General features: G+C 45.9%; 22 protein-coding genes. 14 read left to right on the top strand and 8 right to left on the bottom strand.

Going from position 1 to position 21,439, the window contains the following annotated elements; genetic code table 11:
- The first annotated feature begins 122 nt into the window (after positions 1 to 122).
- The 5 genes from fliE to U0008_RS12765 all read left to right on the top strand — a co-directional run bounded on the left by fliE (position 123) and on the right by U0008_RS12765 (position 2,998).
- Positions 123 to 437 carry a flagellar hook-basal body complex protein FliE gene (gene fliE / locus U0008_RS12785; protein WP_025796725.1) on the top strand — a complete coding sequence of 105 codons (315 nt, stop codon included), beginning with the start codon at positions 123 to 125 and terminating at the stop codon, positions 435 to 437.
- A gap of 1,001 nt (positions 438 to 1,438) precedes the next feature.
- Positions 1,439 to 1,771 (top strand): TehB family protein, encoded by a 333-nt coding sequence (locus U0008_RS12780; protein ID WP_043493749.1) that lies wholly within the window; start codon positions 1,439 to 1,441, stop codon positions 1,769 to 1,771.
- 12 nt (positions 1,772 to 1,783) lie between these two features.
- A complete protein-coding gene (locus tag U0008_RS12775) occupies positions 1,784 to 2,134 on the top strand; it encodes a DUF1869 domain-containing protein (protein ID WP_043493747.1) in 351 nt (116 codons plus the stop codon).
- A gap of 207 nt (positions 2,135 to 2,341) precedes the next feature.
- Positions 2,342 to 2,554 carry a hypothetical protein gene (locus U0008_RS12770; RefSeq protein ID WP_025796600.1) on the top strand — a complete coding sequence of 71 codons (213 nt, stop codon included), beginning with the start codon at positions 2,342 to 2,344 and terminating at the stop codon, positions 2,552 to 2,554.
- A 126-nt stretch (positions 2,555 to 2,680) separates the two neighbouring features.
- On the top strand, positions 2,681 to 2,998 hold the full coding sequence (locus tag U0008_RS12765) for a hypothetical protein (RefSeq protein WP_043493744.1): 318 nt from the start codon (positions 2,681 to 2,683) through the stop codon (positions 2,996 to 2,998).
- Positions 2,999 to 3,262: 264 nt separating this feature from the next.
- Here the strand turns inward: U0008_RS12765 and U0008_RS12760 are convergent, their stop codons facing one another.
- Positions 3,263 to 3,925: a DUF3313 domain-containing protein gene (locus U0008_RS12760; RefSeq protein ID WP_025796596.1), complete on the bottom strand. Its 663-nt coding sequence runs from the start codon at positions 3,923 to 3,925 to the stop codon at positions 3,263 to 3,265.
- Positions 3,926 to 4,197: 272 nt separating this feature from the next.
- Between U0008_RS12760 and U0008_RS12755 the strand changes: the two genes are divergently transcribed.
- Positions 4,198 to 4,458 carry a putative hemolysin gene (locus U0008_RS12755; protein WP_043493872.1) on the top strand — a complete coding sequence of 87 codons (261 nt, stop codon included), beginning with the start codon at positions 4,198 to 4,200 and terminating at the stop codon, positions 4,456 to 4,458.
- A 205-nt stretch (positions 4,459 to 4,663) separates the two neighbouring features.
- On the opposite strand, the gene fliT is transcribed toward U0008_RS12755, so the two are convergent.
- The 3 genes from fliT to fliD are packed head-to-tail and all read right to left on the bottom strand — an operon-like array spanning position 4,664 to position 6,864.
- Positions 4,664 to 5,026, bottom strand: coding sequence for a flagella biosynthesis regulatory protein FliT (fliT, locus tag U0008_RS12750; protein WP_043493742.1), 363 nt, complete (start codon positions 5,024 to 5,026; stop codon positions 4,664 to 4,666).
- Positions 5,026 to 5,439, bottom strand: a complete 414-nt coding sequence (fliS, locus tag U0008_RS12745; protein ID WP_025796593.1) for a flagellar export chaperone FliS — start codon at positions 5,437 to 5,439, stop codon at positions 5,026 to 5,028. The genes fliT and fliS overlap by 1 nt, the downstream gene beginning before the upstream one ends.
- Positions 5,440 to 5,454: 15 nt before the next feature.
- Complete coding sequence (gene fliD, locus U0008_RS12740) at positions 5,455 to 6,864, bottom strand: flagellar filament capping protein FliD (protein WP_043493739.1); 1,410 nt, start codon at positions 6,862 to 6,864, stop codon at positions 5,455 to 5,457.
- A gap of 291 nt (positions 6,865 to 7,155) precedes the next feature.
- On the opposite strand from fliD, the gene U0008_RS12735 reads away from it, so the two are divergent.
- The 4 genes from U0008_RS12735 (at position 7,156) to tcyN (ending at position 10,936) form a co-directional block, all read left to right on the top strand.
- Positions 7,156 to 8,466 carry a FliC/FljB family flagellin gene (locus U0008_RS12735; RefSeq protein ID WP_043493736.1) on the top strand — a complete coding sequence of 437 codons (1,311 nt, stop codon included), beginning with the start codon at positions 7,156 to 7,158 and terminating at the stop codon, positions 8,464 to 8,466.
- A gap of 201 nt (positions 8,467 to 8,667) precedes the next feature.
- Positions 8,668 to 9,390 carry an RNA polymerase sigma factor FliA gene (locus U0008_RS12730; RefSeq protein WP_043493734.1) on the top strand — a complete coding sequence of 241 codons (723 nt, stop codon included), beginning with the start codon at positions 8,668 to 8,670 and terminating at the stop codon, positions 9,388 to 9,390.
- Positions 9,391 to 9,434: 44 nt separating this feature from the next.
- On the top strand, positions 9,435 to 9,950 hold the full coding sequence (gene fliZ / locus U0008_RS12725; RefSeq protein ID WP_043493732.1) for a flagella biosynthesis regulatory protein FliZ: 516 nt from the start codon (positions 9,435 to 9,437) through the stop codon (positions 9,948 to 9,950).
- A 203-nt stretch (positions 9,951 to 10,153) separates the two neighbouring features.
- Positions 10,154 to 10,936 carry an L-cystine ABC transporter ATP-binding protein TcyN gene (gene tcyN, locus U0008_RS12720; RefSeq protein ID WP_025796585.1) on the top strand — a complete coding sequence of 261 codons (783 nt, stop codon included), beginning with the start codon at positions 10,154 to 10,156 and terminating at the stop codon, positions 10,934 to 10,936.
- A gap of 611 nt (positions 10,937 to 11,547) precedes the next feature.
- On the opposite strand, the gene putA is transcribed toward tcyN, so the two are convergent.
- Entirely contained in the window at positions 11,548 to 15,522 is a 3,975-nt protein-coding gene (gene putA / locus U0008_RS12715; RefSeq protein WP_043493730.1) for a trifunctional transcriptional regulator/proline dehydrogenase/L-glutamate gamma-semialdehyde dehydrogenase, read from the bottom strand.
- A 496-nt stretch (positions 15,523 to 16,018) separates the two neighbouring features.
- Between putA and putP the strand changes: the two genes are divergently transcribed.
- A complete protein-coding gene (gene putP, locus U0008_RS12710) occupies positions 16,019 to 17,500 on the top strand; it encodes a sodium/proline symporter PutP (RefSeq protein WP_025797231.1) in 1,482 nt (493 codons plus the stop codon).
- 76 nt (positions 17,501 to 17,576) lie between these two features.
- Here the strand turns inward: putP and csgC are convergent, their stop codons facing one another.
- From csgC to U0008_RS12695, 3 genes are all read right to left on the bottom strand, one after another.
- The gene (gene csgC / locus U0008_RS12705) at positions 17,577 to 17,906 is read right to left on the bottom strand and encodes a curli assembly chaperone CsgC (protein WP_043493726.1); all 330 of its coding nucleotides are present in this window, start codon (positions 17,904 to 17,906) and stop codon (positions 17,577 to 17,579) included.
- Positions 17,907 to 17,968: 62 nt separating this feature from the next.
- Complete coding sequence (locus U0008_RS12700) at positions 17,969 to 18,565, bottom strand: major curlin subunit CsgA domain protein (protein ID WP_025797226.1); 597 nt, start codon at positions 18,563 to 18,565, stop codon at positions 17,969 to 17,971.
- Positions 18,566 to 18,617: 52 nt separating this feature from the next.
- Entirely contained in the window at positions 18,618 to 19,127 is a 510-nt protein-coding gene (locus U0008_RS12695; protein WP_043493723.1) for a curlin, read from the bottom strand.
- A gap of 849 nt (positions 19,128 to 19,976) precedes the next feature.
- On the opposite strand from U0008_RS12695, the gene csgD reads away from it, so the two are divergent.
- Genes csgD through csgF form a run of 3 tightly spaced genes read left to right on the top strand, consistent with a single transcriptional unit; the run spans position 19,977 to position 21,437 of the window.
- Positions 19,977 to 20,624: a biofilm master transcriptional regulator CsgD gene (gene csgD, locus U0008_RS12690; RefSeq protein WP_043493721.1), complete on the top strand. Its 648-nt coding sequence runs from the start codon at positions 19,977 to 19,979 to the stop codon at positions 20,622 to 20,624.
- A gap of 3 nt (positions 20,625 to 20,627) precedes the next feature.
- Positions 20,628 to 21,017 (top strand): curli production assembly/transport protein CsgE, encoded by a 390-nt coding sequence (gene csgE / locus U0008_RS12685; RefSeq protein ID WP_043493718.1) that lies wholly within the window; start codon positions 20,628 to 20,630, stop codon positions 21,015 to 21,017.
- Positions 21,018 to 21,026: 9 nt separating this feature from the next.
- Positions 21,027 to 21,437, top strand: coding sequence for a curli production assembly/transport protein CsgF (gene csgF, locus U0008_RS12680; RefSeq protein WP_043493715.1), 411 nt, complete (start codon positions 21,027 to 21,029; stop codon positions 21,435 to 21,437).
- The last annotated feature ends 2 nt before the right edge of the window (positions 21,438 to 21,439 follow it).

Here is a 21,439-nt window from a genome sequence, read left to right as displayed (position 1 = left end):
GATGGGAGAATAAGGCCCTATTTTTGCGTCTATTTAGCGGCTTTACTCTTTGATCTCTATGTTAGGGTGATGCCTTATGGGTAAAAGCCATTTGGTAAACACAGACAAAGAGGGTATCGGCAGTGGCGATAGTGGGTATTGAAGGTGTACTTCAGCAGCTTCAGGCAACGGCTGTATCAGCTGCAAACCGCAGCCAAAACAGTGAGGCCCCACAGGGGGCATTTGCCGCTGAACTTAAAGCCGCAGTGAACCGTATCAGTGATACGCAGAATAATGCCAAGATTCAGGCGCAAAACTTTGAAATGGGCGTGCCGGGCGTAGCGTTAAACGACGTGATGGTTGATTTGCAAAAGTCAGGGATCTCGCTACAGATGGGGATTCAGGTGCGTAACCGTTTAGTTGCGGCCTATCAAGATATTATGAATATGCAGGTTTAATCGTCTTAGTTATCTGTTTGTAATGCTTAATATTAACCACTCAACTTTGTTGTGGCGCGACGCTGGCGGCGAAGTTGGGTGATTTATACGCCTTATACTTTAAGCAACTTAAATTATTTTGGGTGTATAGATTATTTAATACGGCAATTTGAATTTTAGGGATTATTATTTATATCGACTCACCGAGTTGTTTAGGTGGCGTTGTGCCGTTGATAGCTACACTTGATGTTAACAGCGTTTATCTTTGAGTCAGTATTATGTGAATGATGAACGACGTTGCAATGTTATACCGAACATAGGGAGCGGAGCCATTATCGGATTAGTATGATTGTAAGGTGTACGTTGCGTGGCTAGTATTTGAAGATAATGGTCGGAACCTATTAGGTAGGCCTCATTTCAGATAAGCATAGGCGGCAATATGGGTTATAAAATCAAACAGATGTATTTGCTATTAGCGCTAGGCTCACTTTTCGGTGTATCCGCTATCGCATTGATTAGTGTCTGTTTATCTTCCTTATAATTGTTTAGACGACGATACGCACCTAGTACACTGCGGTTCGTAGGTGTCACTTTCTGTCGATATTCTTCATCCGCAACGGACTGCTCTAAAACCATGCTAATGCTGTGGGGAAATTTTCCTCAGATTGTTTGTATGAAAAAAGAACGATAGATCTATTCTGTTTTAATCTCATTCTCATCAGAATATTCTTAATTCATGTAAGTCCACGCAGAGTATTGTAAATATATAATTCTCATCCTCACTTTAATTTTATTCATTGATTTAAAAAATAGTGATGCGCTTGCGTATAACCCTTAAGAGGGTGGCGTCTATCTCTTGGTGTAAATAGAAAGAGGTATTAGGATGACCTTTATTTTTTTGAAAAAATATATGTCTTCAAGTTAATCGTTTAACGTCGCCCAATAAAAGGTATATGATATGCATCATATTCACATGTACTGCCCATATTCTTGATGAGCGGTAGTTAATATGAGGTTTAAATATGCAACGCATCATTATACCAACCAACTATGTTCATACACGCACGACGCCCTTGTGGACGAAAGAGACGGCTCCCGCTTCAATTTGGAAACGCCATCTAGACGCGGGCACACGTCAAGGTGTCTATCCTCGCCTGTGTGTGATGCAGGGGACTATTCGTTATTACGGCTACGCAGACGAAACCAGCCCTGAAGTTATCGAAACGCTTACCATTGAGGCTGGGCAGTTTGGCGTGTTTCCTCCTGAAAAATGGCACCGGATTGAAGCCTTATCTGAAGATACGGTGTTTAACGTAGATTTTTACGTTGATCCCAATATTTTATTAGAAGAGTAAGAGGGCAGTATAATGACAGTTGAAAATACAGTTGAGAATAAAGGTTATGCCATTGCTCTCTCTAATGAGAGTAGCCAGCATAGCGCAGAGAAAACGTATCTAAAACCGATGGCATTATACATTCCAGATGTTGCGACCGGATTGGTTATTGAACTTATTAATAATCTCGATGATAAAAATAATAATGGTGCAGGTTTTACACTGACAGTCACTAATAAAAATAATGGCGTATCAGTGGATAAACATTTTTCAACACTTGAAGATTTAAAAGATCCTGCTACGTCATCTGATGCGCTTAAAGATCTCATCAATATCGTTCGCGGCTATGACTCCGACGAAGAAACTAACGTGTGTGGTTGGTAACAATATCTGTTTGGAAGAATATCATATTGTGGTTGGCGTATCGGTACCTATGCTGACCAAAATATGATATTTGTTGTGCTGTAAAATTGAATTCAGTTGTAAGAGAGTCTACATATCTAACCCGATTTTAGATGATAAAATAATGACCTAACGTGCTGTTAGATATAACAGCGGTTTATAAATCAGATAAAATATACGGGATTTGATATGAAGGTTAGCTACATTAGTTACTATGAAGGTTTAGATGTCGATGGCAAAGTCATTTTTCAAGGAAATGGCTCGCATCTTGTCAGCGCGGAAAAAGAAGAGCCATCACCGCATGAAATTTTGGCGGCGATTAATCAATACCTGATTAAAGGAGCCAAAGAAAACAATCCGGCTATTGCCAAAATTGTCATTAAAGGCTTGTTTAAACTGTAACCACGTTAGATGAAAAGACTGCGAAAGTGGTCTTTTTTCCTACAGAAAGAGCGTTATTCGTATTTATCTGGTTTATGGCTGAATCGCTTACGGCTATCATAAGAACAAACCTTGTGTGAGATTCTTATGAAGAAATATATCCTTTCTCCGTTGTTACCCGTGTCTTTACCTGCATTGTTCTCCATGTTGTTACCTGCCGTTTTGGTTGGGTGTGTAAGTACACCAAATGGTTTTGTGAGATTAGATGAGCATGAAGCCAATCAGGCCGTTATCTATCGTTACGATCCTGAAAAAGTGAATAAAGCAGCGATGGACGCCGATGCGTTAAGCTACTGCAAAGAAAATGGCTTTGATAATGCGACACAAATTCCTCCGCTAGCAAGCACTGTCCCAACGCTGAAACGCATGGCCTACACCTGCTCCTACGCAGTAAAAAAACGCTAACGCATTGAGCTTGCATTGGGTGTTTGCACTTTAAACTCACTCGCTATATAATCTTGTATACAGCGATGGGGAATCGTTCAGATTGCTCAAACCCATCGCTCATTGCTTCAGAACGTTTGTTTTCAAATTTCTAGTATGGTTTCCCGTGCCGTTTGGTGCGGGATTTTTTTTGCCTCGATGTTCTACCAACGGCAAAGGGCATAAAAAAAGCCAGCCGAGTTTAGCGGCTGGCTATAAAAGTTCTGTCTTACTCGCTGTGATGAATTATTTCACATCGAACATGGTGGCGTCGGTTGCCATGTTATCAATGACAGTTTTCAGATCATCTACGGTCAGCAGCTGATTAGAATTAGACAATTGTTTGCCTGAACCTTTACGTACCACTTTCATTACCGTTTTGTTGGTTTGAGAGTCAATTAACTCACCCTCGAAGAACAAGTTCGTATCCATGGTGCGGTGGCCGGTTGCGGCTTGTGTACCCGCTACAACCATTGCAATTGGGATCACTTCATAGAACTGCAATCCTTCTTTGCTGGTATCAACCGCGGTGATAGCGCCGCGGAAAATCAACGTGTTTGGACCGGGCTGTGTCACTAGCGTAGAACGCTGGGCTGCCGCCGCTTTTAGCTTGGTATTAGTATAGTTAAGCACGCCATCTAACACGTTTTTACCAATCTGCGTGGTAGGTTTAGGCTCAGGATAATAGGTCACTGGGTTGTAAATCAGTTTGTCGTAGTGGCTGGATTTAAAGCTTGGATCAACCCAGCGCATAACGGGCAAACCTGAAGATGACTTAGTTTCTGTTAGGTTTGAATAGTCTTTTAAAAAACCTGAATACTGCTCAGGGGTTGCAGTTTTGGTTGCACAGCCGGTTAGAGCCAGTGCGCCGATTAATAGCGCAGTTTTAAGATTACGAAGCGTAGCCATAGATCCTTTTCCAAATGAGAGAAGCGCCAAGCTAAGATATAGCAGAATCTCATAGGTTTACCTATAAATTGATTAGTTTTGTGGTGTCAGTTTCACTATTTTTAACCAATAAATTATTTCAAATAATGTAATTATATAATTCATTTATTTTTTATATAAAAAGTTAACGTTTTTGCTGATAAACCCTATAATGAACAGGAGTAATTACCTGTTTGTGCGGGTGAGAAAAACGAGAATGTTTTTTTTGTTTTCTTAGGATGATTAACAAAATGATGAAAGTACGTATGTTGGCAATTGTTGGGATGAGCAGCCTTATGCTAGCGGGTTGTGTGTCAAGTAACACGGTTTCTCCTGCAGATGCAACGCCTGCAAAGGGAGCGATAGGGATGCCAAATCCAGCCTCAGTGTATTGTTTAAAACTGGGAGGCAAAGAAATTAATAAAACAACCGAGCTTGGCGTGAGTACGGACTGTTTATTACCAACGGGAGAGAGAATAGATGAATGGGCACTATACCGACGTGACCATTCCTAATTAATTCACCTGGAATATAATTTTTATTAAAAGTAATGTAGTTAAGCGTATTCGCTTTTTACTAAAAATTAATGTTGATTATTAATGCCATAGCAATATGGCTGATATAATCATTCGCTGTCTTTCTTATTGAAATATTATTGTTTAAAGCGTTTTACTAAAATTTATGCCTGAGTATGGAAATGACTGGTGTTGAATAAAAAAATTAAAGCAAATCGCCAGGATACCCTTCGTTGTCGGAAAATTGCCCATAGGTGTGGGTGACGGCTTGTTGGCGTGAAGTTTTTCCTATTATCTGGCTCAACTCATCCATGCGCGCCTGAAGTAGGCGCTTAATTTCTGCTTCGTTATCGAGAATTTTAGCTAAAATGCGGCGCAGCTCCGCCTGTATCGCGGAGTCTACTTCGGAAATTGGCATCAACTCGGTGGTTTTTGCCACCGCTTGCAGATACTCCATCTCCAGTTTAACGAGCGAGTCCCACTCAGAACGCTTAGCAAGTTCCAGCATGCTTTCGCTGAGCGAAAGGATGTGACGGTACGCGTGTGACAAAGGCTGTATTCCGTACATTATAAGTGGTCCTGCTGAGTAGGTTGAGATTGTGGGCCGATCTGACGCCACGCATCGGCAATGTTATCTAACAGGTCCGTGACATGTTGGATTGTAACTTCATCATTATGAAGATTAGCATGTAACAGGCGTTTAACCATATAGTCATACAGCGCTGATAAATTTTCTGCAAGCTCTCCGCCTTTTTCCAGGTTAAGTCCCGCTTTTAATCCATTATCAATGATGTTAATGGCTTTGGTGATTGACTGACCTTTGAGCTGCGTTTGTCCTGCCTGCATATGCAGGCGGGCGCGAACTAGGGCGCTATGCGCCCCGTCAAATAACATTACGATGAGCTGGTGAGGACTGGCGCTCATCACGCCACTCTCCAAACCAATCTCAGCGTAGGCTTGCGAGCCCGTCGCTTTATACATGTGTTGTTACCTGTGCTATGAGTTCATGGCGGTGAACTGTTGTGTTAAATATGAGCTGGTGCTGTTGAGTTTTGACATCATGGTATCCAGCTGTACAAATTGGGCTTTATAGCGGTCGATGGTTTCCTGAATGCTGTCGCTAACGCTGTCGATACGAACGCTCAGGCGATCTAAGTTGGTATTAATACTTTTTGTCGTTGATTCGATCACGCCGCCGGCCTTGATATAACTTTGAATTTCGCTGTGAATATTGGTTGCCATACCGCTATCTTTACCATTGCCAACAAAGAAATTAGCCACTTGGTCTGGATGATCGGTAAAGGCTTTGGTGAGTTTGTCGCTGTCTACGGTTAGTTTGCCGGTTTTACCATCGGTGGTAATCCCCAAATTGCCGAGACCTTTGAGCTCAGGGTTATCTTGAGCCGAACTCAACGCGCCTTTAATCGCTGCCTGTACGCCACGCAGGGTATTGTCACCCAACAGCGCACCGTTGGTTTTTGACTGCGCTTCACCCGTTTTTACCGGGGTGTATTTGGTCAGCGAGGTAAAGGTATCCAGCAGGGAGTTATAGCTATCTACCCAGCTTTTAATTTTGTCCATCGCACCTGAGTTATCAGCGCTGATGATTAAATTCTCAGCATCTGCCGTCTTGCTTTTTGCTTTCAATTCGATAGTAACCCCCTGGGGGGCATCCGTGATGGTATTACTGCTACGAGTTATTTTTGTTCCATTCATTTCAATTATTGAATCTTGGGCTGCTACAGTCTCTTTCATTGCATTTGACGATGAACCCGCAGTGTAATTTATATATGAGCCAAGCCGATCGTCACCACTCACTTGCACAGACATTTGGTTTGCAGATCCTGTCGCAGATGATGTTAAAGCTAGTTGGTATTGGTTGTCCCCAACACGTACGATACTTGCCTTTACTCCAGCTTTAGCTCCATTTATTGCATCACGCATTTCTAATAATGAGGTTTGATTATCTTTAAGAGGTATATCAACTGTTTTGGCTGGGTTACCTTGGGTTATTGATATTTTTCTGTCAGTTGCCCCTGTTGTGCCTAGTTGCGCAGACTGGTCGGTAATCTCTTTCTGGGTGGTTAAACTTTGGGCTTGGGCCAATTGAGTCACATGGACCGTATAGTTACCTGCAACAGCCTTTGCATTGGTAGTAACGCTAAAAGCATCGTGCACTGATGCTTTGGTTGAATTAAAGAAGTCGGCGGAAGAGAGATCTTTGCTTAATGTCTCGAATTTTTCCAACGAGCTTTTTAACGTGCCATACGCAGTCAGCTGTGCTTTGTAGCTGGTTTGCTGCGTAGTATAAGGCGTTAAGCGTTGCTGTTCCGCCGTAGACAGTTTGTCGAGCAGCCCGTTTAAGTCGAGACCTGAGCCGATCCCTAAAGAAGAAATAGAAGCCATCAGTATTTTCCTTATATATTTTCATGCGCTATACGCGTTATCGGCTCAGTAGGAAAAAAGTTTACAAAATAATATGAAAAAGTGATGGGACGATAGAAGACAAAAAGTGGGCCTTATTTAAGCGATTGTCCAAGCAGCGGAATTACGCAGAAAAATAATTTAAAAATTTCCTAAAGGTTAATGGGGGAGCGCCGATACCTGAGTGGACGGTGGCTGACGCCGTAGGGCAATCAGGCCCGACCCATTAACTAAGATGCGATTATCGCAGATGATTCGTAAGGAAAGCTCACTATGGCACAAGTAATTAACACCAACAGCCTGTCTTTGATGGCACAGAACAACCTGAACAAATCTCAGTCCTCACTGGGTACCGCTATTGAGCGTCTGTCTTCTGGTCTGCGTATCAACAGCGCGAAAGACGATGCCGCAGGTCAGGCGATTTCTAACCGCTTCACTGCAAACATCAAGGGTCTGACCCAGGCTTCTCGTAACGCCAACGACGGTATCTCTTTGGCGCAGACCACCGAAGGTGCTCTGAACGAAGTGAACGACAACCTACAAAACATTCGTCGTCTAAGTGTTCAAGCTCAAAACGGTTCGAACTCTGATAGCGACCTGAAATCAATTCAGGACGAAATTACTCAACGCCTGTCAGAAATCAACCGTATCTCTGAACAGACTGATTTCAACGGTGTGAAAGTTTTAAGTAGCGATCAAAAACTGACTATTCAAGTTGGTTCACAAGATGGACAGACAATTGATATCGATCTGAAGTCAATCAATGCGTCAACGTTGGGTCTGGATGGTTTCTCTGTATCTAAAAGCAGCGTACAAACTGGTGATGCAATTACCTCAGTAACTGGAGATGGTACTGGCGCTCCAATTGCCGTTGATTTGAAAAGTGCAGCAACAGATTTAGGGCTTAAAGATACTTCGAATCTGTCCCTGCACGCTCTTAAAGATAAAAATGGTGCACTAACTGGCAATTATGTTGTTAAGTCAGGTAATGATTTCTATGCAGCATCTCTTAACGCAAGTACCGGCAAAGTTGCTCTGAACAAAACTGATGTTAAATATACAGACCCATCTAATGGCTTAACCACTGCTGCAACTCAAGCACAACAATTGGTTAAGATTGGGGTTGATTCAAATGGTGCCAATAAAGGCTATGTGACATTCCAAGGCAAAAGCTATGAGGCTGCTGCAGGTGCTTTAGCTAACGGTAAAGATAAAGCGTCTGGCAACACTACTGCAGGTGGTACTGCTATCGACACTACGCTGGTTGTCAGCGGTGCTGGTGCAACAGATACATTTGCTGGCGTATCTTCTGCTGATCCATTGAAAACTCTGGACGCTGCACTGTCTAAAGTTGACTCCCTGCGTTCATCTTTGGGTGCGGTACAGAACCGTTTCGATTCTGTTATCAACAACCTGAACAGCACTGTTAATAACCTGACATCTTCCCAGTCTCGTATTCAGGATGCTGACTACGCGACCGAAGTGTCCAACATGAGCCGTGCAAACATTCTGCAGCAGGCAGGTACTTCTGTGTTGGCTCAGGCTAACCAGTCTACTCAGAACGTTCTGACTCTGCTGCGTTAATAATTCGCCAGCATTGAATAAATCCAACCCCGCGGTATGCGGGGTTTTTCACATCAACGACGTGATGAATAACTGAGCAATTTCGTCTTCTCGGAAAGGCAACGTGAGAAAAGGGGGCATTTTTGCTGACTAATCGCGCCATTGGCTTGCGCGTGAGGGTTAGATAATAGCCGGGCATCCATCAACCCGGGTTCTGTCAACGTGAGTGAATTGTATACCGCCGACGGCGTGATCGACAAAAATTCCCTGTGGCAGCGCTACGCTCCGCTAGTGCGCCATGAAGCGCTGCGTTTGCAGGTTCGCCTGCCCGCCAGCGTTGAACTGGACGACCTGCTTCAAGCCGGAGGTATTGGGCTGTTGGACGCGGTCGAACGCTACGATGCCATGCAGGGGACGGCCTTTACCACCTATGCGGTTCAGCGCATTCGCGGTGCGATGCTTGATGAGCTTCGCAGTCGTGATTGGGTTCCGCGCAGCGTGCGTCGAAATGCCCGTGAAGTTTCAGCGGCTATGCAGCGTGCCGAGCAGCGTCTGCATCGCGCACCAACAGAAACCGAAATAGCGCAAGAATTGGATATGCCTTTGGTGGAGTACCAGCAGATTTTGTTGGATACCAACACCAGCCATCTTTTTTCTTATGATGAGTGGCGAGAAGAGCATGGCGATAGCGCCGAGCCTGTTTTCCAACAGCATGAGGATGCCAATCCTCTCAAACAGCTGTTAGAAGGAGATCTGCGCCAGCGCGTGATTACTGCGATTGAAGCCTTGCCGGAACGTGAAAAACTGGTTCTTACGCTTTACTACCAAGAAGAGCTGAACCTAAAGGAAATCGGTGCGGTGCTTGAGGTCGGAGAGTCTCGCGTCAGTCAGCTACACAGCCAGGCGATCAAACGCTTGCGCACTAAGCTGGCTAGCCAAAGCTAATACGCCAACGCCAACAGTTATTCAAAGAAATGGAAAATGTTGTCATGACGACATCCCTACAAAAAAGACGACCTTTGAGTCGCTATTTGAAAGATTTTAAACATAGTCAGTGCGATTGCTCTCATTGTGGTAAATCGCTCGATCGTATGTCTTTAGTATTTCGCGGAAAAATTCTCGATCGTGAAGTGCTTGCGGGTATGGATCAACTGATTGATGACCGAGTTTGGCAAGAACTCGAGCAGGAACTTACCGCATTGTGCCGTTTCTGCAGCGATGTCTATTGCCATTGCCACGCAGACTATTTTGATATTCTCGATTTTAAACAATATTTGTTTGAGCAAACGGAAATGAGCCACAGCTCAATTCGCGAGTATATTGTGCGTTTGCGGCGCTTGGACGATATGCTTCGTGCCAGTGATTTTCCCGCAGAGAAGTTCTGCGGCAGTGAAAAACAATGGGATATGATTGAACATATTGCCGATGCGAATCAAAATAACTATCGCATTGCGCTACGTAAGTACGATCAGTATCTAAACTGGCAAAAAGAAGCGGTCTGCTAGCCTCGCTGTCAGAATAAAAAAGCCATCGTTATGCGGTGGCTTTTTTGTTTTTTATTCCATATCAATCTAACCTTATTCCGGCAAAATTTTTTATTCATCGCGATGAGTTGCTACAGTTGCGGTTATATCGGGTGAATGCGGCAAATCTGGCTTTATCCCTCCCGTAAAGTATTAATTTTAGGCCTATCCGTTTAGGAGCTACAGTGAGCACTATTGAAGTAAAAAATCTGACAAAATCCTTTAACGGAAACACCGTGCTGCACGGCGTTGATCTGACGGTTGAAAAGGGTGAGGTGGTTGCGATTATTGGGCCAAGTGGCTCAGGCAAAACGACCCTGCTGCGTAGCATTAATTTATTAGAAGAGCCTGACGGTGGCACGATTCAAGTGGGCGATGTCACTATTCATGGCGATCAGCCGCTGGGGCGACAGAAAGCGGCGATTCGCAAACTGCGTCAAGAAGTGGGCTTTGTATTCCAAAACTTCAACCTGTTCCCGCACCGCACGGTATTGGAAAATATCATTGAGGGGCCGGTGGTAGTGAAGGGGGAAAAACGCGACGTAGTGATTGCGCGAGCGCGTGAATTGCTGGCGAAAGTTGGTTTGAAGGGCAAAGAAGATGCGTTTCCTAAGCGCTTATCGGGCGGGCAGCAGCAGCGTGTTGCGATAGCTCGTGCGTTAGCGATGCAGCCGGAAGTTATCCTGTTTGACGAGCCAACGTCGGCGCTGGATCCTGAGCTGGTGGGCGAAGTGTTAAGCACTATCCGCGCGCTGGCCGAAGAAAATCGCACTATGGTGATCGTGACCCACGAAATGAGTTTTGCCCGAGATGTGGCTAACCGAGCTATTTTTATGGATGAAGGCCGGATCGTAGAGCAAGGCGTGGCAAAAGAGCTGTTTGCCAATCCCCAACACCCAAGAACTAAGCTGTTTTTGGAGAAGTTTTTAGGGGAAAAATTAGTGGATGAGCCGTTGAGTTATATTTGAGTGGGGGCTAGATTTGGTGAAGGTTTCGGTCGCCAGACGCTTATGTCACAACGGTTAAAGATTCCGCCCGCCTGTCTAAATCGAGTTTCATTGCTGCATTGGTGAAGGCGTACGGGCAGAGACCACCAGCGCGTGGTCTCTGCACTCTCGCGCTTTTATCCGAGACGCCATCTCCGCGCCGAGTCGGCATGCGCCATCCATGGCGCCTCCTCCTCTAACGCTAACATCCTGTTAGCGTTGCTCTTTCTCCCAAGACTTAAATTAAATGCTGACAAAGTTATTTATCTTTTGATTTTGATTTTTTCTGGCTCGTTGCCGGACAGCCGAATGAATCATGCAGGTTAGGATTCGCCTACAGGGACGTAGGCGAAAGAACGGAGGAGCCAGGATGGCGATTGCCGTTCGTTCCGTTAAGACCGAAATGATGAAATGAGGGCACCCGCGTAGCGGGCTGGGAGGAGGAGCCAAGCCGGGTTGTTAGGGGGCGGCGATTGGCCCCCTAACACGGACGCCCGCACAATGCCTATGTGAGAAATAGTGCATTAGGCGGACGTAACTTAACACCGGATAAAACCTTATACCGAACTAATATCGAATTAATCCTGAGTATCTCACCCTATAGTCATTAAACTCGCATTTCCCCCCGCAGCGGCGGTATTCACGCTCAGCGAACGTTCTAACAACAAACGCTCAAGCAGAATGCCTGTTTCACCGTGTGAGAAGCCTTGTACGGACACAATCGCACCCGGGCGTTCAGCGATTTGTTCACACAGGCTGCGTAGCTGATCGGAGTCACCGTGATAGATCACCGCGTCAAACTCGACACCGTCGGCATCCCATGATTTAGCCACGTTGATCTGCTGCTGTATGGCTGCTGGCAAGCGACGATAAAGGGTGCGTTGAACCTCGCTGTCTATCCACTGAGCTCGGCTGCCTACCGCGAGCACGGCGGCTAACTGAATCAAGGCATCTTGTTCATTACTGAATAGGCACAGCACGCGTTCGCGTGGGAGCAGGGCGTAGGTGTTGCGTTCGCCGGTCGGACCTTGTAGCAGACGAACGGTGCCACCCTGCGACCAATCACCAAACTCTTGGCAATGCTGGGCAAGGTCGGTCATTTTCTCTTGCTGTGCCCAGGTTAAGAGCGCCTGGTGTGCGGCCAATAGCGGTTGGCGTTGCGTGGTGTCGATGTTTTGGTCACCGTCGTGACGCGCTAGAGTGCGGCATACGGCGTCGTTAGGGCGGCTAGACAGCAGGCGGTAAACATACAGCGGTCCACCGGCTTTTGGCCCTGTGCCCGAGAGACCTTCTCCGCCGAAAGGTTGCACACCGACTACGGCGCCGACCATATTACGGTTGACGTACTGGTTACCGACTTTAGCCTGCTCGGTGACTTTAATAATGGTTTCATCAATACGAGTATGAATGCCCAACGTTAAGCCATAACCTGCCGCATTGATTTGCTCAATCAGCGCGTCGAGATTCTGGCGGTTGTAGCGAACCACGTGGAGTACCGGCCCAAACACTTCCTGCTCGAGTTCATCAAAGCTTTCAAGCTCAATCAGCGTAGGTTTAACGAAGGTGCCACGTTGCCACTCTTGGCTATCCTGTGAATGGTCAAAGGCGGCCTGATAAACCTCGCGTCCTTTGGCACGCATCGCCTGAATATGGCGGTCAATATTCTCTTTAGCTTCAGCGTCAATCACTGGGCCGATATCGGTTGAGAGGCGTTCAGGATTGCCCATTCGGCATTCCGCCATCGCACCGCGCAGCATTTGCAGGGTGTGATCGGCAATGTCTTCTTGGACGCACAGAATACGCAGCGCAGAGCAACGCTGACCGGCGCTATCAAAGGCCGAGGCCACCACGTCGGTAACAACTTGCTCGGTAAGCGCCGATGAGTCGACGATCATCGCATTCAAACCACCGGTTTCGGCAATCAGCGGCGTGGTGCGTCCTTGAGGATCCAAACGGCCTGAAATATTACGCTGCAATAGGCCTGCAACCGCGGTAGAACCGGTAAACATCACGCCACGTACGCGACTATCACCAACCAGCTTGGCACCCACGGTTTCACCTTCACCCGGCAGCAGCTGTAGCACGCCAGCGGGAACACCAGCTTCTAACAGGATACGAACGGCCTGTGCGGCAACCAGCGGCGTTTGCTCGGCGGGTTTGGCCAATACGCTGTTACCCGCAGCTAATGCGGCGGCCACTTGTCCGGTGAAAATGGCCAGAGGGAAGTTCCATGGGCTTATACAGACCACAGGGCCCAGCGGGCGGTGCGTGTCGTTGGCGAAATCGTTGCGTACCTGCTGAGCGTAATAGCGCAGGAAATCAACGGCCTCACGCACTTCGGCAATGGCGTTGTTGAATGTCTTTCCGGCCTCACGAGCCAATAGCCCTAACAGGCTTTGTAGCTGATCTTCCATTAAGTCTGCGGCGCGCTCTAAAACAGCGGCACGCTGTGCTGGGGGCGTTGAAAACCAGATTGGACCGGCGCTGACGGCGCTAGTCAACGCGGCTTCTACATCAGCTTCGCTGGACGGCGTCACATATCCCACGATGTCACGGGGTTCTGCTGGGTTAACCACGGCCTGAGGCTGTTCTTGGCCCGAGACATCTCCTTCAATGAGTGGCGTGCAGCTCCATGGTGTGCTGGCGCTGCTGAGCAGTGCGCTGGAAAGCGACGCTAAGCGCTGTTCGTTGGAGAGGTCTAAACCGCGTGAATTGCGACGATCTTCACCGTAAAGTCCTCGAGGCGATGGAATGCGGGGGTGTGGCAGACCCACCGCGCCTTCTTTGGTTGCCATGGTTTCAACGGCAGAGACCGGGTCGGCAACCAGCTCGTCTAACGGCAGCGTGGTATCGGCAATACGATTAACAAATGAGGTATTCGCCCCGTTTTCTAATAGACGACGAACCAAATAGGCCAGCAGAGTTTCATGCGTGCCGACCGGCGCATAAATACGGCAAGGGCGGTTGAATTTACCGTCGGCAATTTTCCCTACGACCTGATCGTACAGCGGCTCACCCATGCCATGCAGGCATTGGAATTCATACTGGCCCGGATAGTAGTTTTGTCCTGCCAGATGATAAATAGCCGACAACGTATGGGCATTATGCGTAGCAAACTGGGGATATATGGCGTTAGGTACGCCGAGCAGTTTACGGGCGCAGGCCAAATAAGAGACGTCGGTATACACCTTGCGGCTATAAACCGGATAGCCTTCCAGCCCATCAACCTGAGCGCGTTTAATTTCGCTATCCCAGTATGCACCCTTCACCAGACGGATCATCAAACGGCGATGGCTGCGCTGTGCTAAATCGATCACATAGTCAATCACCGCAGGGCAGCGCTTTTGGTAGGCCTGAATAACGAAGCCAATGCCGTTCCAACCGGCGAGGTCGGGTTCAAAGCATAAGCGCTCAAGCAAATCGAGCGAGATTTCAAGGCGGTCCGCTTCTTCAGCATCGATATTAATACCAATATCGTAGCTGCGTGCCAGCAAAGTCAGAGAGAGAAGGCGAGGGTAAAGCTCGTCCATCATGCGTTCGTATTGTGCACGGCTGTAGCGAGGATGTAAGGCGGAAAGCTTGATTGAAATCCCTGGGCCTTCATAGATGCCGCGCCCGTTCGATGCCTTGCCGATGGCGTGGATCGCTTGTTGATATGAAATCATATAGCGTTGGGCATCGGCTTCGGTCAGCGCGGCCTCACCCAGCATGTCGTAAGAGTAACGGAAGCCTTTATCTTCGTGCTTGCGCGCGTTTGCCAGCGCTTCCGCAATGGTCTCGCCCGTCACAAATTGTTCGCCCATCAAGCGCATCGCCATATCCACGCCTTTGCGGATCAGCGGTTCGCCGCTCTTGCCAATAATGCGGTTGAGCGAGTTCGATAGGTTAGATTCGTTGTGGGTTGCCACTAAGCGTCCGGTTAGCAGTAATCCCCACGTCGCGGCATTAACAAAGAGTGATGGGCTGCGGCCAAGATGAGAATGCCAGTTGCCGTTGCTGATTTTGTCGCGAATAAGCGCGTCGCGCGTGGCTTTATCGGGAATGCGCAGCAAAGCCTCGGCTAAACACATCAGCGCCACACCTTCTTGTGACGAGAGCGAAAATTCCTGCAAAAGGTTTTGTACTATTCCGGCGCGACCGTTAGCGCTTTTCTGATTACGCAGTTTTTCCGCGATTTTATACGCCATCTGGTGCGTTGACTGCGCGAGTTCCGGTGCCATGCGAGCCTGTTCTAGCAGCATGGAAACGGCTTCATTTTCAGGTCGACGATAGGCCGCCGTGATCGCTGAACGTGAAACCGACTGCGGCAGAATTTGCTCGGCAAAATCGAGGAACGGCTGAAGAGGCTGTTCCTGAGACGTGATGGTTTCTTCGGTGTCGTTAGAAATAGTGTCTGCAGCAGGGAGGGGGAGCTCAGGTAGGGCGCTACCGCTCTCTACTCGCTCAAGATAATTGAAAATGGCTTGTTTGATGACCCAATGCGGCGTGCGATCGATTTGCTGTGCGGCGGCTTTAATACGATCTCGAGTCGCTTCATCAAGTTTTACACCCATAGTGGTGGTGCCCATGCCGTCCTACTCCGTTTTATTTTTTTAAGGTAGAGCCTGAGCATATCCCGTTCATTATGAATGTTGCAACTTTGTGCAACCTTGTTAAATCACTTAAGTGTTCAATGTGTGAAATAGCGCAGGTTTTGTGCTAGCGAATAGAATGCGAACAATGTGAACATCAGTTTGAAGGTTGCACGTAGAGTTAAATAATTCATTATAATTTAAAGGGATATTTTTCTGTTCGATCTGCGCTGGCGCATGCAAATGGATTTGAGTTGCAACCGGTCGCCGCATAAAATGTGATGGGTGGTAAACTTTGTGTAACTTTTAAGTTAAAAAACTTGTTAATGAAACTCGCCTGTTCATAAGATGCCGCGTTTAGATTTTCTTTATTGGTTTTATTTGAGATGGGGTTCGGCCATGTCATCGTTCCGATGTGGCCGATTTTTAAAACGAAACAATTTGCATAAAAAAGCCTGAATCTTGGGCATAAATAAAATACGGAGACACCTGCATGATAAGTACACCGATGTTGGTGACCTTTTTGGTCTACATCTTGGGAATGATTGTCATTGGTTTAGTGGCTTATCGCGCCACGAATAATTTTGATGACTATATTTTGGGTGGACGTAGTTTAGGTAGCGTCGTCACTGCGCTGTCGGCTGGGGCTTCCGATATGAGCGGCTGGCTGTTGATGGGACTGCCCGGCGCTATTTATCTTTCAGGGATCTCTGAAAGCTGGATCGCGATTGGCTTAACCGTGGGGGCGTATCTGAACTGGAAGCTGGTGGCGGGGCGCTTGCGTGTTCACACCGAGGCCAATAATAACGCGCTGACGCTGCCGGATTATTTCACGAGTCGTTTTGAAGACAGCAGCAAACTGCTGCGAGTGATCTCGGCGATAGTCATTTTGGTGTTCTTCACCATCTATTGTGCTTCTGGCATTGTGGCAGGTGCTCGCCTGTTTGAAAGTACTTTCGGAATGAGTTACGAGACCGCGTTGTGGGCCGGTGCGGCGGCAACGATTATCTATACCTTTATTGGTGGTTTCTTGGCGGTAAGCTGGACGGACACCGTTCAAGCCAGTCTGATGATTTTTGCGCTTATCTTAACGCCGGTTATTGTCATTTTAGCCGTGGGCGGCATTGATACATCGATGCTGGTGATTGAAGCTAAAAACCCAGCAAACCTCGATATGTTCAAGGGGCTGAATCTGATCGCGATTATCTCATTGATGGGATGGGGTCTAGGCTACTTTGGTCAGCCACATATCTTGGCGCGCTTCATGGCGGCTGATTCACACCATACTATTCGTAAAGCACGCCGGATCAGCATGACATGGATGATTTTGTGCCTAGGTGGCGCGGTGGCGGTGGGCTTCTTCGGTATTGCCTACTTTGAGAATAACCCAAGCCAAGCGGGAACCGTTTCTGAAAACGGCGAGCGTGTCTTTATCGAGCTAGCGAAGATCTTATTTAACCCGTGGATTGCGGGAATATTGCTGTCGGCAATTCTTGCTGCGGTAATGAGTACGCTAAGCTGTCAGCTGCTAGTGTGCTCTAGTGCGATAACCGAAGACTTATATAAGGCTTTCTTCCGCAAAAAAGCCTCTCAGCGCGAGCTGGTTTGGGTGGGACGTTTAATGGTGCTGTTGGTGGCGTTGATTGCTATTGCGCTGGCTGCAAATCCTGAAAACCGTGTATTAGGCTTGGTGAGCTATGCGTGGGCAGGCTTTGGTGCAGCGTTTGGTCCGGTCGTTCTGATTTCGGTCATGTGGTCAAGAATGACGCGCAACGGTGCGCTGGTGGGAATGATTATCGGTGCGGCGACGGTCATTATATGGAAACAGTATGGCTGGTTTAATTTGTACGAAATTATTCCTGGCTTTATTTTTGCCAGCGTTGCAATTGTGGTAGTGAGCCTGATGGGTAAAACACCTTCTCAAACGATTCAAACGCGCTTTGCTGATGCGGAAGCAGAATTTAAGACCGTTTAATTATTGAGAACTGCGGTAGCGAAAGGGAATGCTTGAAAAGGCATTTCCTTTTTTATTTTGAGCAAAGCATATTGTCTTAAACTTTATCCGGCAGAATAACCTGTTTTTCAATCCGCATTTTGTCCCCGTCGCTTAATACGATAGTGACCTGTAGCCAGTCTCCTTGTTGAACGGGGAAACTCATCTGACCCAAAGCTTGCTTTTGATTTGCCATGAGCTGAATAGCCCCTTTTTGCCGAGAAGTGCTTTCACCATGGATACCACGGCGAATCACATCAACGTCAATATTACACAGGCACGATGTAGTGACAGAAGCCATGGGCGTAAGAATATAATATTGACCATCTTGTGTCGTATCAAACCAAAGCTGGTTAGATAGCAGGGAAGCGATAAGTAGCGTATGCATTTTAGGCTCCGAATAAAAAAATAAAACAGGGCTTAGCCCTGTTTTATAGGATGGAGACGTAACTAGTTCTGGCTTACAAAGGAAACATTGCCAAGACCAATCTGGTTGACGTTAGAGTAGGAGAAGTTAGCATTCTGGCTGCTGTTGGCGTAGTTAGATGCACCATTTTGGCGAACGACAATCACGGCTGCATCACCATTTTGCGTAGTGACGGCGTTGTTTAAACCAAGGCCAGACTGCGATACGGCTGTTTTAGAGAAGTCACCGTTTTGACTGGTTGTTGCTGAATTACCGACGAGGCCGCTTTGTGAAATTTCGGTGACTGACCAATCACCATTTTGACTCGAGGTCGCAGAGTGGCCATTGCCGCTCTGGTTAATGTCAACCAAGCTGATATTCCCGTTTTGATTGACCGTGGCGCTATTATTACTACCGCCAAGGAATCCACCTGATTGTGATACTGAGGTTTTGGATAAAATAGCGGAGTCTTGGTTGACGTTAGAGTAGTTATTACTACCTTGCTGGTAAACTTGAACTTCTCCGCCTAATGCGCCTGTTTGAGGTGTGAATTGAAATACGTAAGCCGGGTTGGTTAATGCCATAGCATTACTCATAGCGAAGACAAAGCTTGATGCGGCGATGATTTTCCACTTATTCATGATGTTACCCCGTTGGTTATAGAATCAGATGTGTGTATCAGATAGACGATAACTAATGTTGTGTAACTCTAATGGCCATGCCTGATGCATTTTGTACTACACCGGCGGACCGGTTCGTACCCGTTTGGTTAATTTGCGTTATATTATTTTTCCCGATAGAAAAAATATAAGCAGAGTTACCAAAGCTGTCTTGAATGATGGTGTCATTATTCCCACTGCCTAGCTGAGCAATAACGGCGGTGTTATTACTGCTAAGCTGTGTTATATCCGCAGAATTCCCCGTGCCACGCTGGGCAATTAACGCATTGTTATTGCTGCTTGACTGATTGATTCTGCCTTGGTTTCCGTTTCCTTGCTGAACAATAACCGCGTGGTTATTGATCCCTTGTTGATTTGAATATGCTCTATTACCACTTCCTATTTGATTAATTGCCGTGCTTTGGCTGTAATTACTGTTAATATCACTAAAGCCTGTGATTATTTCAGAACGTGCCAAATCACTATTCGCTATAGCCAAATAAGGCGTAAGTAGCAGAGCAGTTGCTAACACTAACTTTTTCATGTTGCCGTCCTAACGTAATTCGGTCAGTAAGAAAACAAGCCTGTAAAGCGCTCACCTGATTTCCTGATGTATTTTTCAGGAATATTCCGATTTACGATTTGAGTATGTACGGAAGAAAAATTAAATATCTCACCTATAAGTTGTATTTTGAAAAGAAGGCGTCATGAAAAAGTATTATTTTTGTCGTTTACTTCTTGTTAGCAAAAGAAAATAAAAGTTTTACTTTTTCTACCTATAGATTTACGTAAAGAAACAAGCGTTGCTTGTATTGGATGGTCGATCCCACACATATAGTCCATGAGATATCGCAAGGGTTGTCAACACAGCAAGCACCCATATCAAATTCATGCGGAAGCATGATGACCAGCTTGATGAATAATGACATTGTAAAGATACAATCTTGATACCACTTACCTAAGAAAAACAAATGAATATATACCAAGCCAGCTAACTAAAAGTGAGTATGCATGTTACATATTTTTCTTAATTGTCTATTTAATAACGGATTTTATTTTTTACTGTTGCGTATCGACTAATGATGATTTTATTCTTAGTGCGGAAATATGAAAGGATTATTAAGCGTTTCTAGTATTTAAATTAATCATAAGAATTATTTATAAATATCATGAAACATTTTGAAACACAAATGGCACTTGCGCTGGATGCGCCAATGTCTAGATTGAATCATGTAATATGCCCGAAAAAAACGATGGTATATACAATTTAACTCTGTGCATTTTTCATTATTTTGTGCACTGCCTTTTACACAGCAGCGGAAATGTAGCGCGTCATCAATCTGTTTTAATAAAGCAGAGAGCGCTGCGCGTCGCATCTAGGTAGGTTGTTATTATGCTTAATGAAGCAGCGAATCAAAACTACTCATTAGTTTTAATTACTAGGCCGTCTTTACAGGCGACTGCGCTACTGCACCAGATTAAGTCCATATTAGATGTAAATGCAAAAATACATAACATCAACAAATATTTAAATGATTCAATTGAAAATACATTATTTCTGTTTGATTTGATGGAAGCAGACAGAAGAACGACTGTCCTGTGGCAATCAGAACTTAGCCGCTGCCGAGAAAAAAATAGACTGCTTCTGTTAAATACACCGGATGACTATCAGTACCAAGATATCGGCTCATGGCCAAATATTAGTGCTGTATTTTATTTGTCTATGGATGAGCGATCTTTGGTTGAAGGGATCAAAAGCGTCATAAATGGAGAATGTTATTTTAGTCAGAGTGTTGCGAGCTATCTTATTAGTCAATCTTCGCATTATCGCTATCACAGCCCAGAATCAACAGGATTAACTAATAGAGAGAAAGAAATTCTCAACAAATTGCGCCTAGGTGCCTCAAATACGGAAATAGCGCGGCTATTGTTTATTAGTGAAAATACTGTCAAAACACACCTTTATAATCTGTTTAAAAAAATCTCGGTGAAAAACCGAACACAGGCCGTTTCATGGGCTAACGATAATCTCAGGCGTTAAACGATGAAAAAAATATTTATTTTTATTCTCTTTGCCTCTTTGAGCTGTGGGGCAAAGCAGGGAACTGCGGCTGAAATTGAAGTTCCAGGTTTAATTACTGACCACACGGTAACGTCAGTTGGCCATGCATTTTATCGAGATTTTAGTGACAACTGGGAAAAGGAATATCCCGGAACACTCACTATCAGTGAAAGACCCAGTGCGCGCTGGGGAAGTTGGATCACGATTAAAATTGAACAGGATACAGTTTATCAAACCTTTTTATTCCCAAACAAACGTAGCTTTGACAAAGACGTCGCCGTGGCCATTGAGAGCGTAAGTGAATCTTTATCGCGCCGAACTATTGATAAAGCGCTGCTCAATACGGGTGACTTAACCGCTGATGAGTTTTAAGGAGTGCCCATGCGAATTTTCTATATAGCTCTGATTGCTTTGCTTATATCTCCGCAGTCCTGGGGGGGCAATATGGTTTTTCAATTTGTTAACCCTAACTTTGGTGGAAACCCAAACAATGGCTCGTTCCTATTAAACGAAGCCAATGCGCAAAATTCATATAAAGATCCCAATGGCTATGACTTTGATACTTCAACGCCTTCACCGTTGGATAATTTTACTTCCGTGATTCAATCTCAATTGCTAGGAAATCTGATGGGAAATATCAGCCAAGGGAAACCGGGACGGTTAGTGACTAAGGATTTTATTGTCGATGTGAAAAATACCGATGGGCGATTAACGATGAATATTCTTGATCGCACAACGGGAAAATCCTCAACCATCGAAGTTGATGGGCTCTCCAGCATTAAAACCAATTAGAA

The organism is Hafnia alvei, assembly GCF_034424155.1.
Classification (GTDB): domain Bacteria; phylum Pseudomonadota; class Gammaproteobacteria; order Enterobacterales; family Enterobacteriaceae; genus Hafnia; species Hafnia alvei.
Note: the sequence above shows the minus strand (reverse complement) of the source record. Positions and strands in the feature narration are given on the sequence as shown.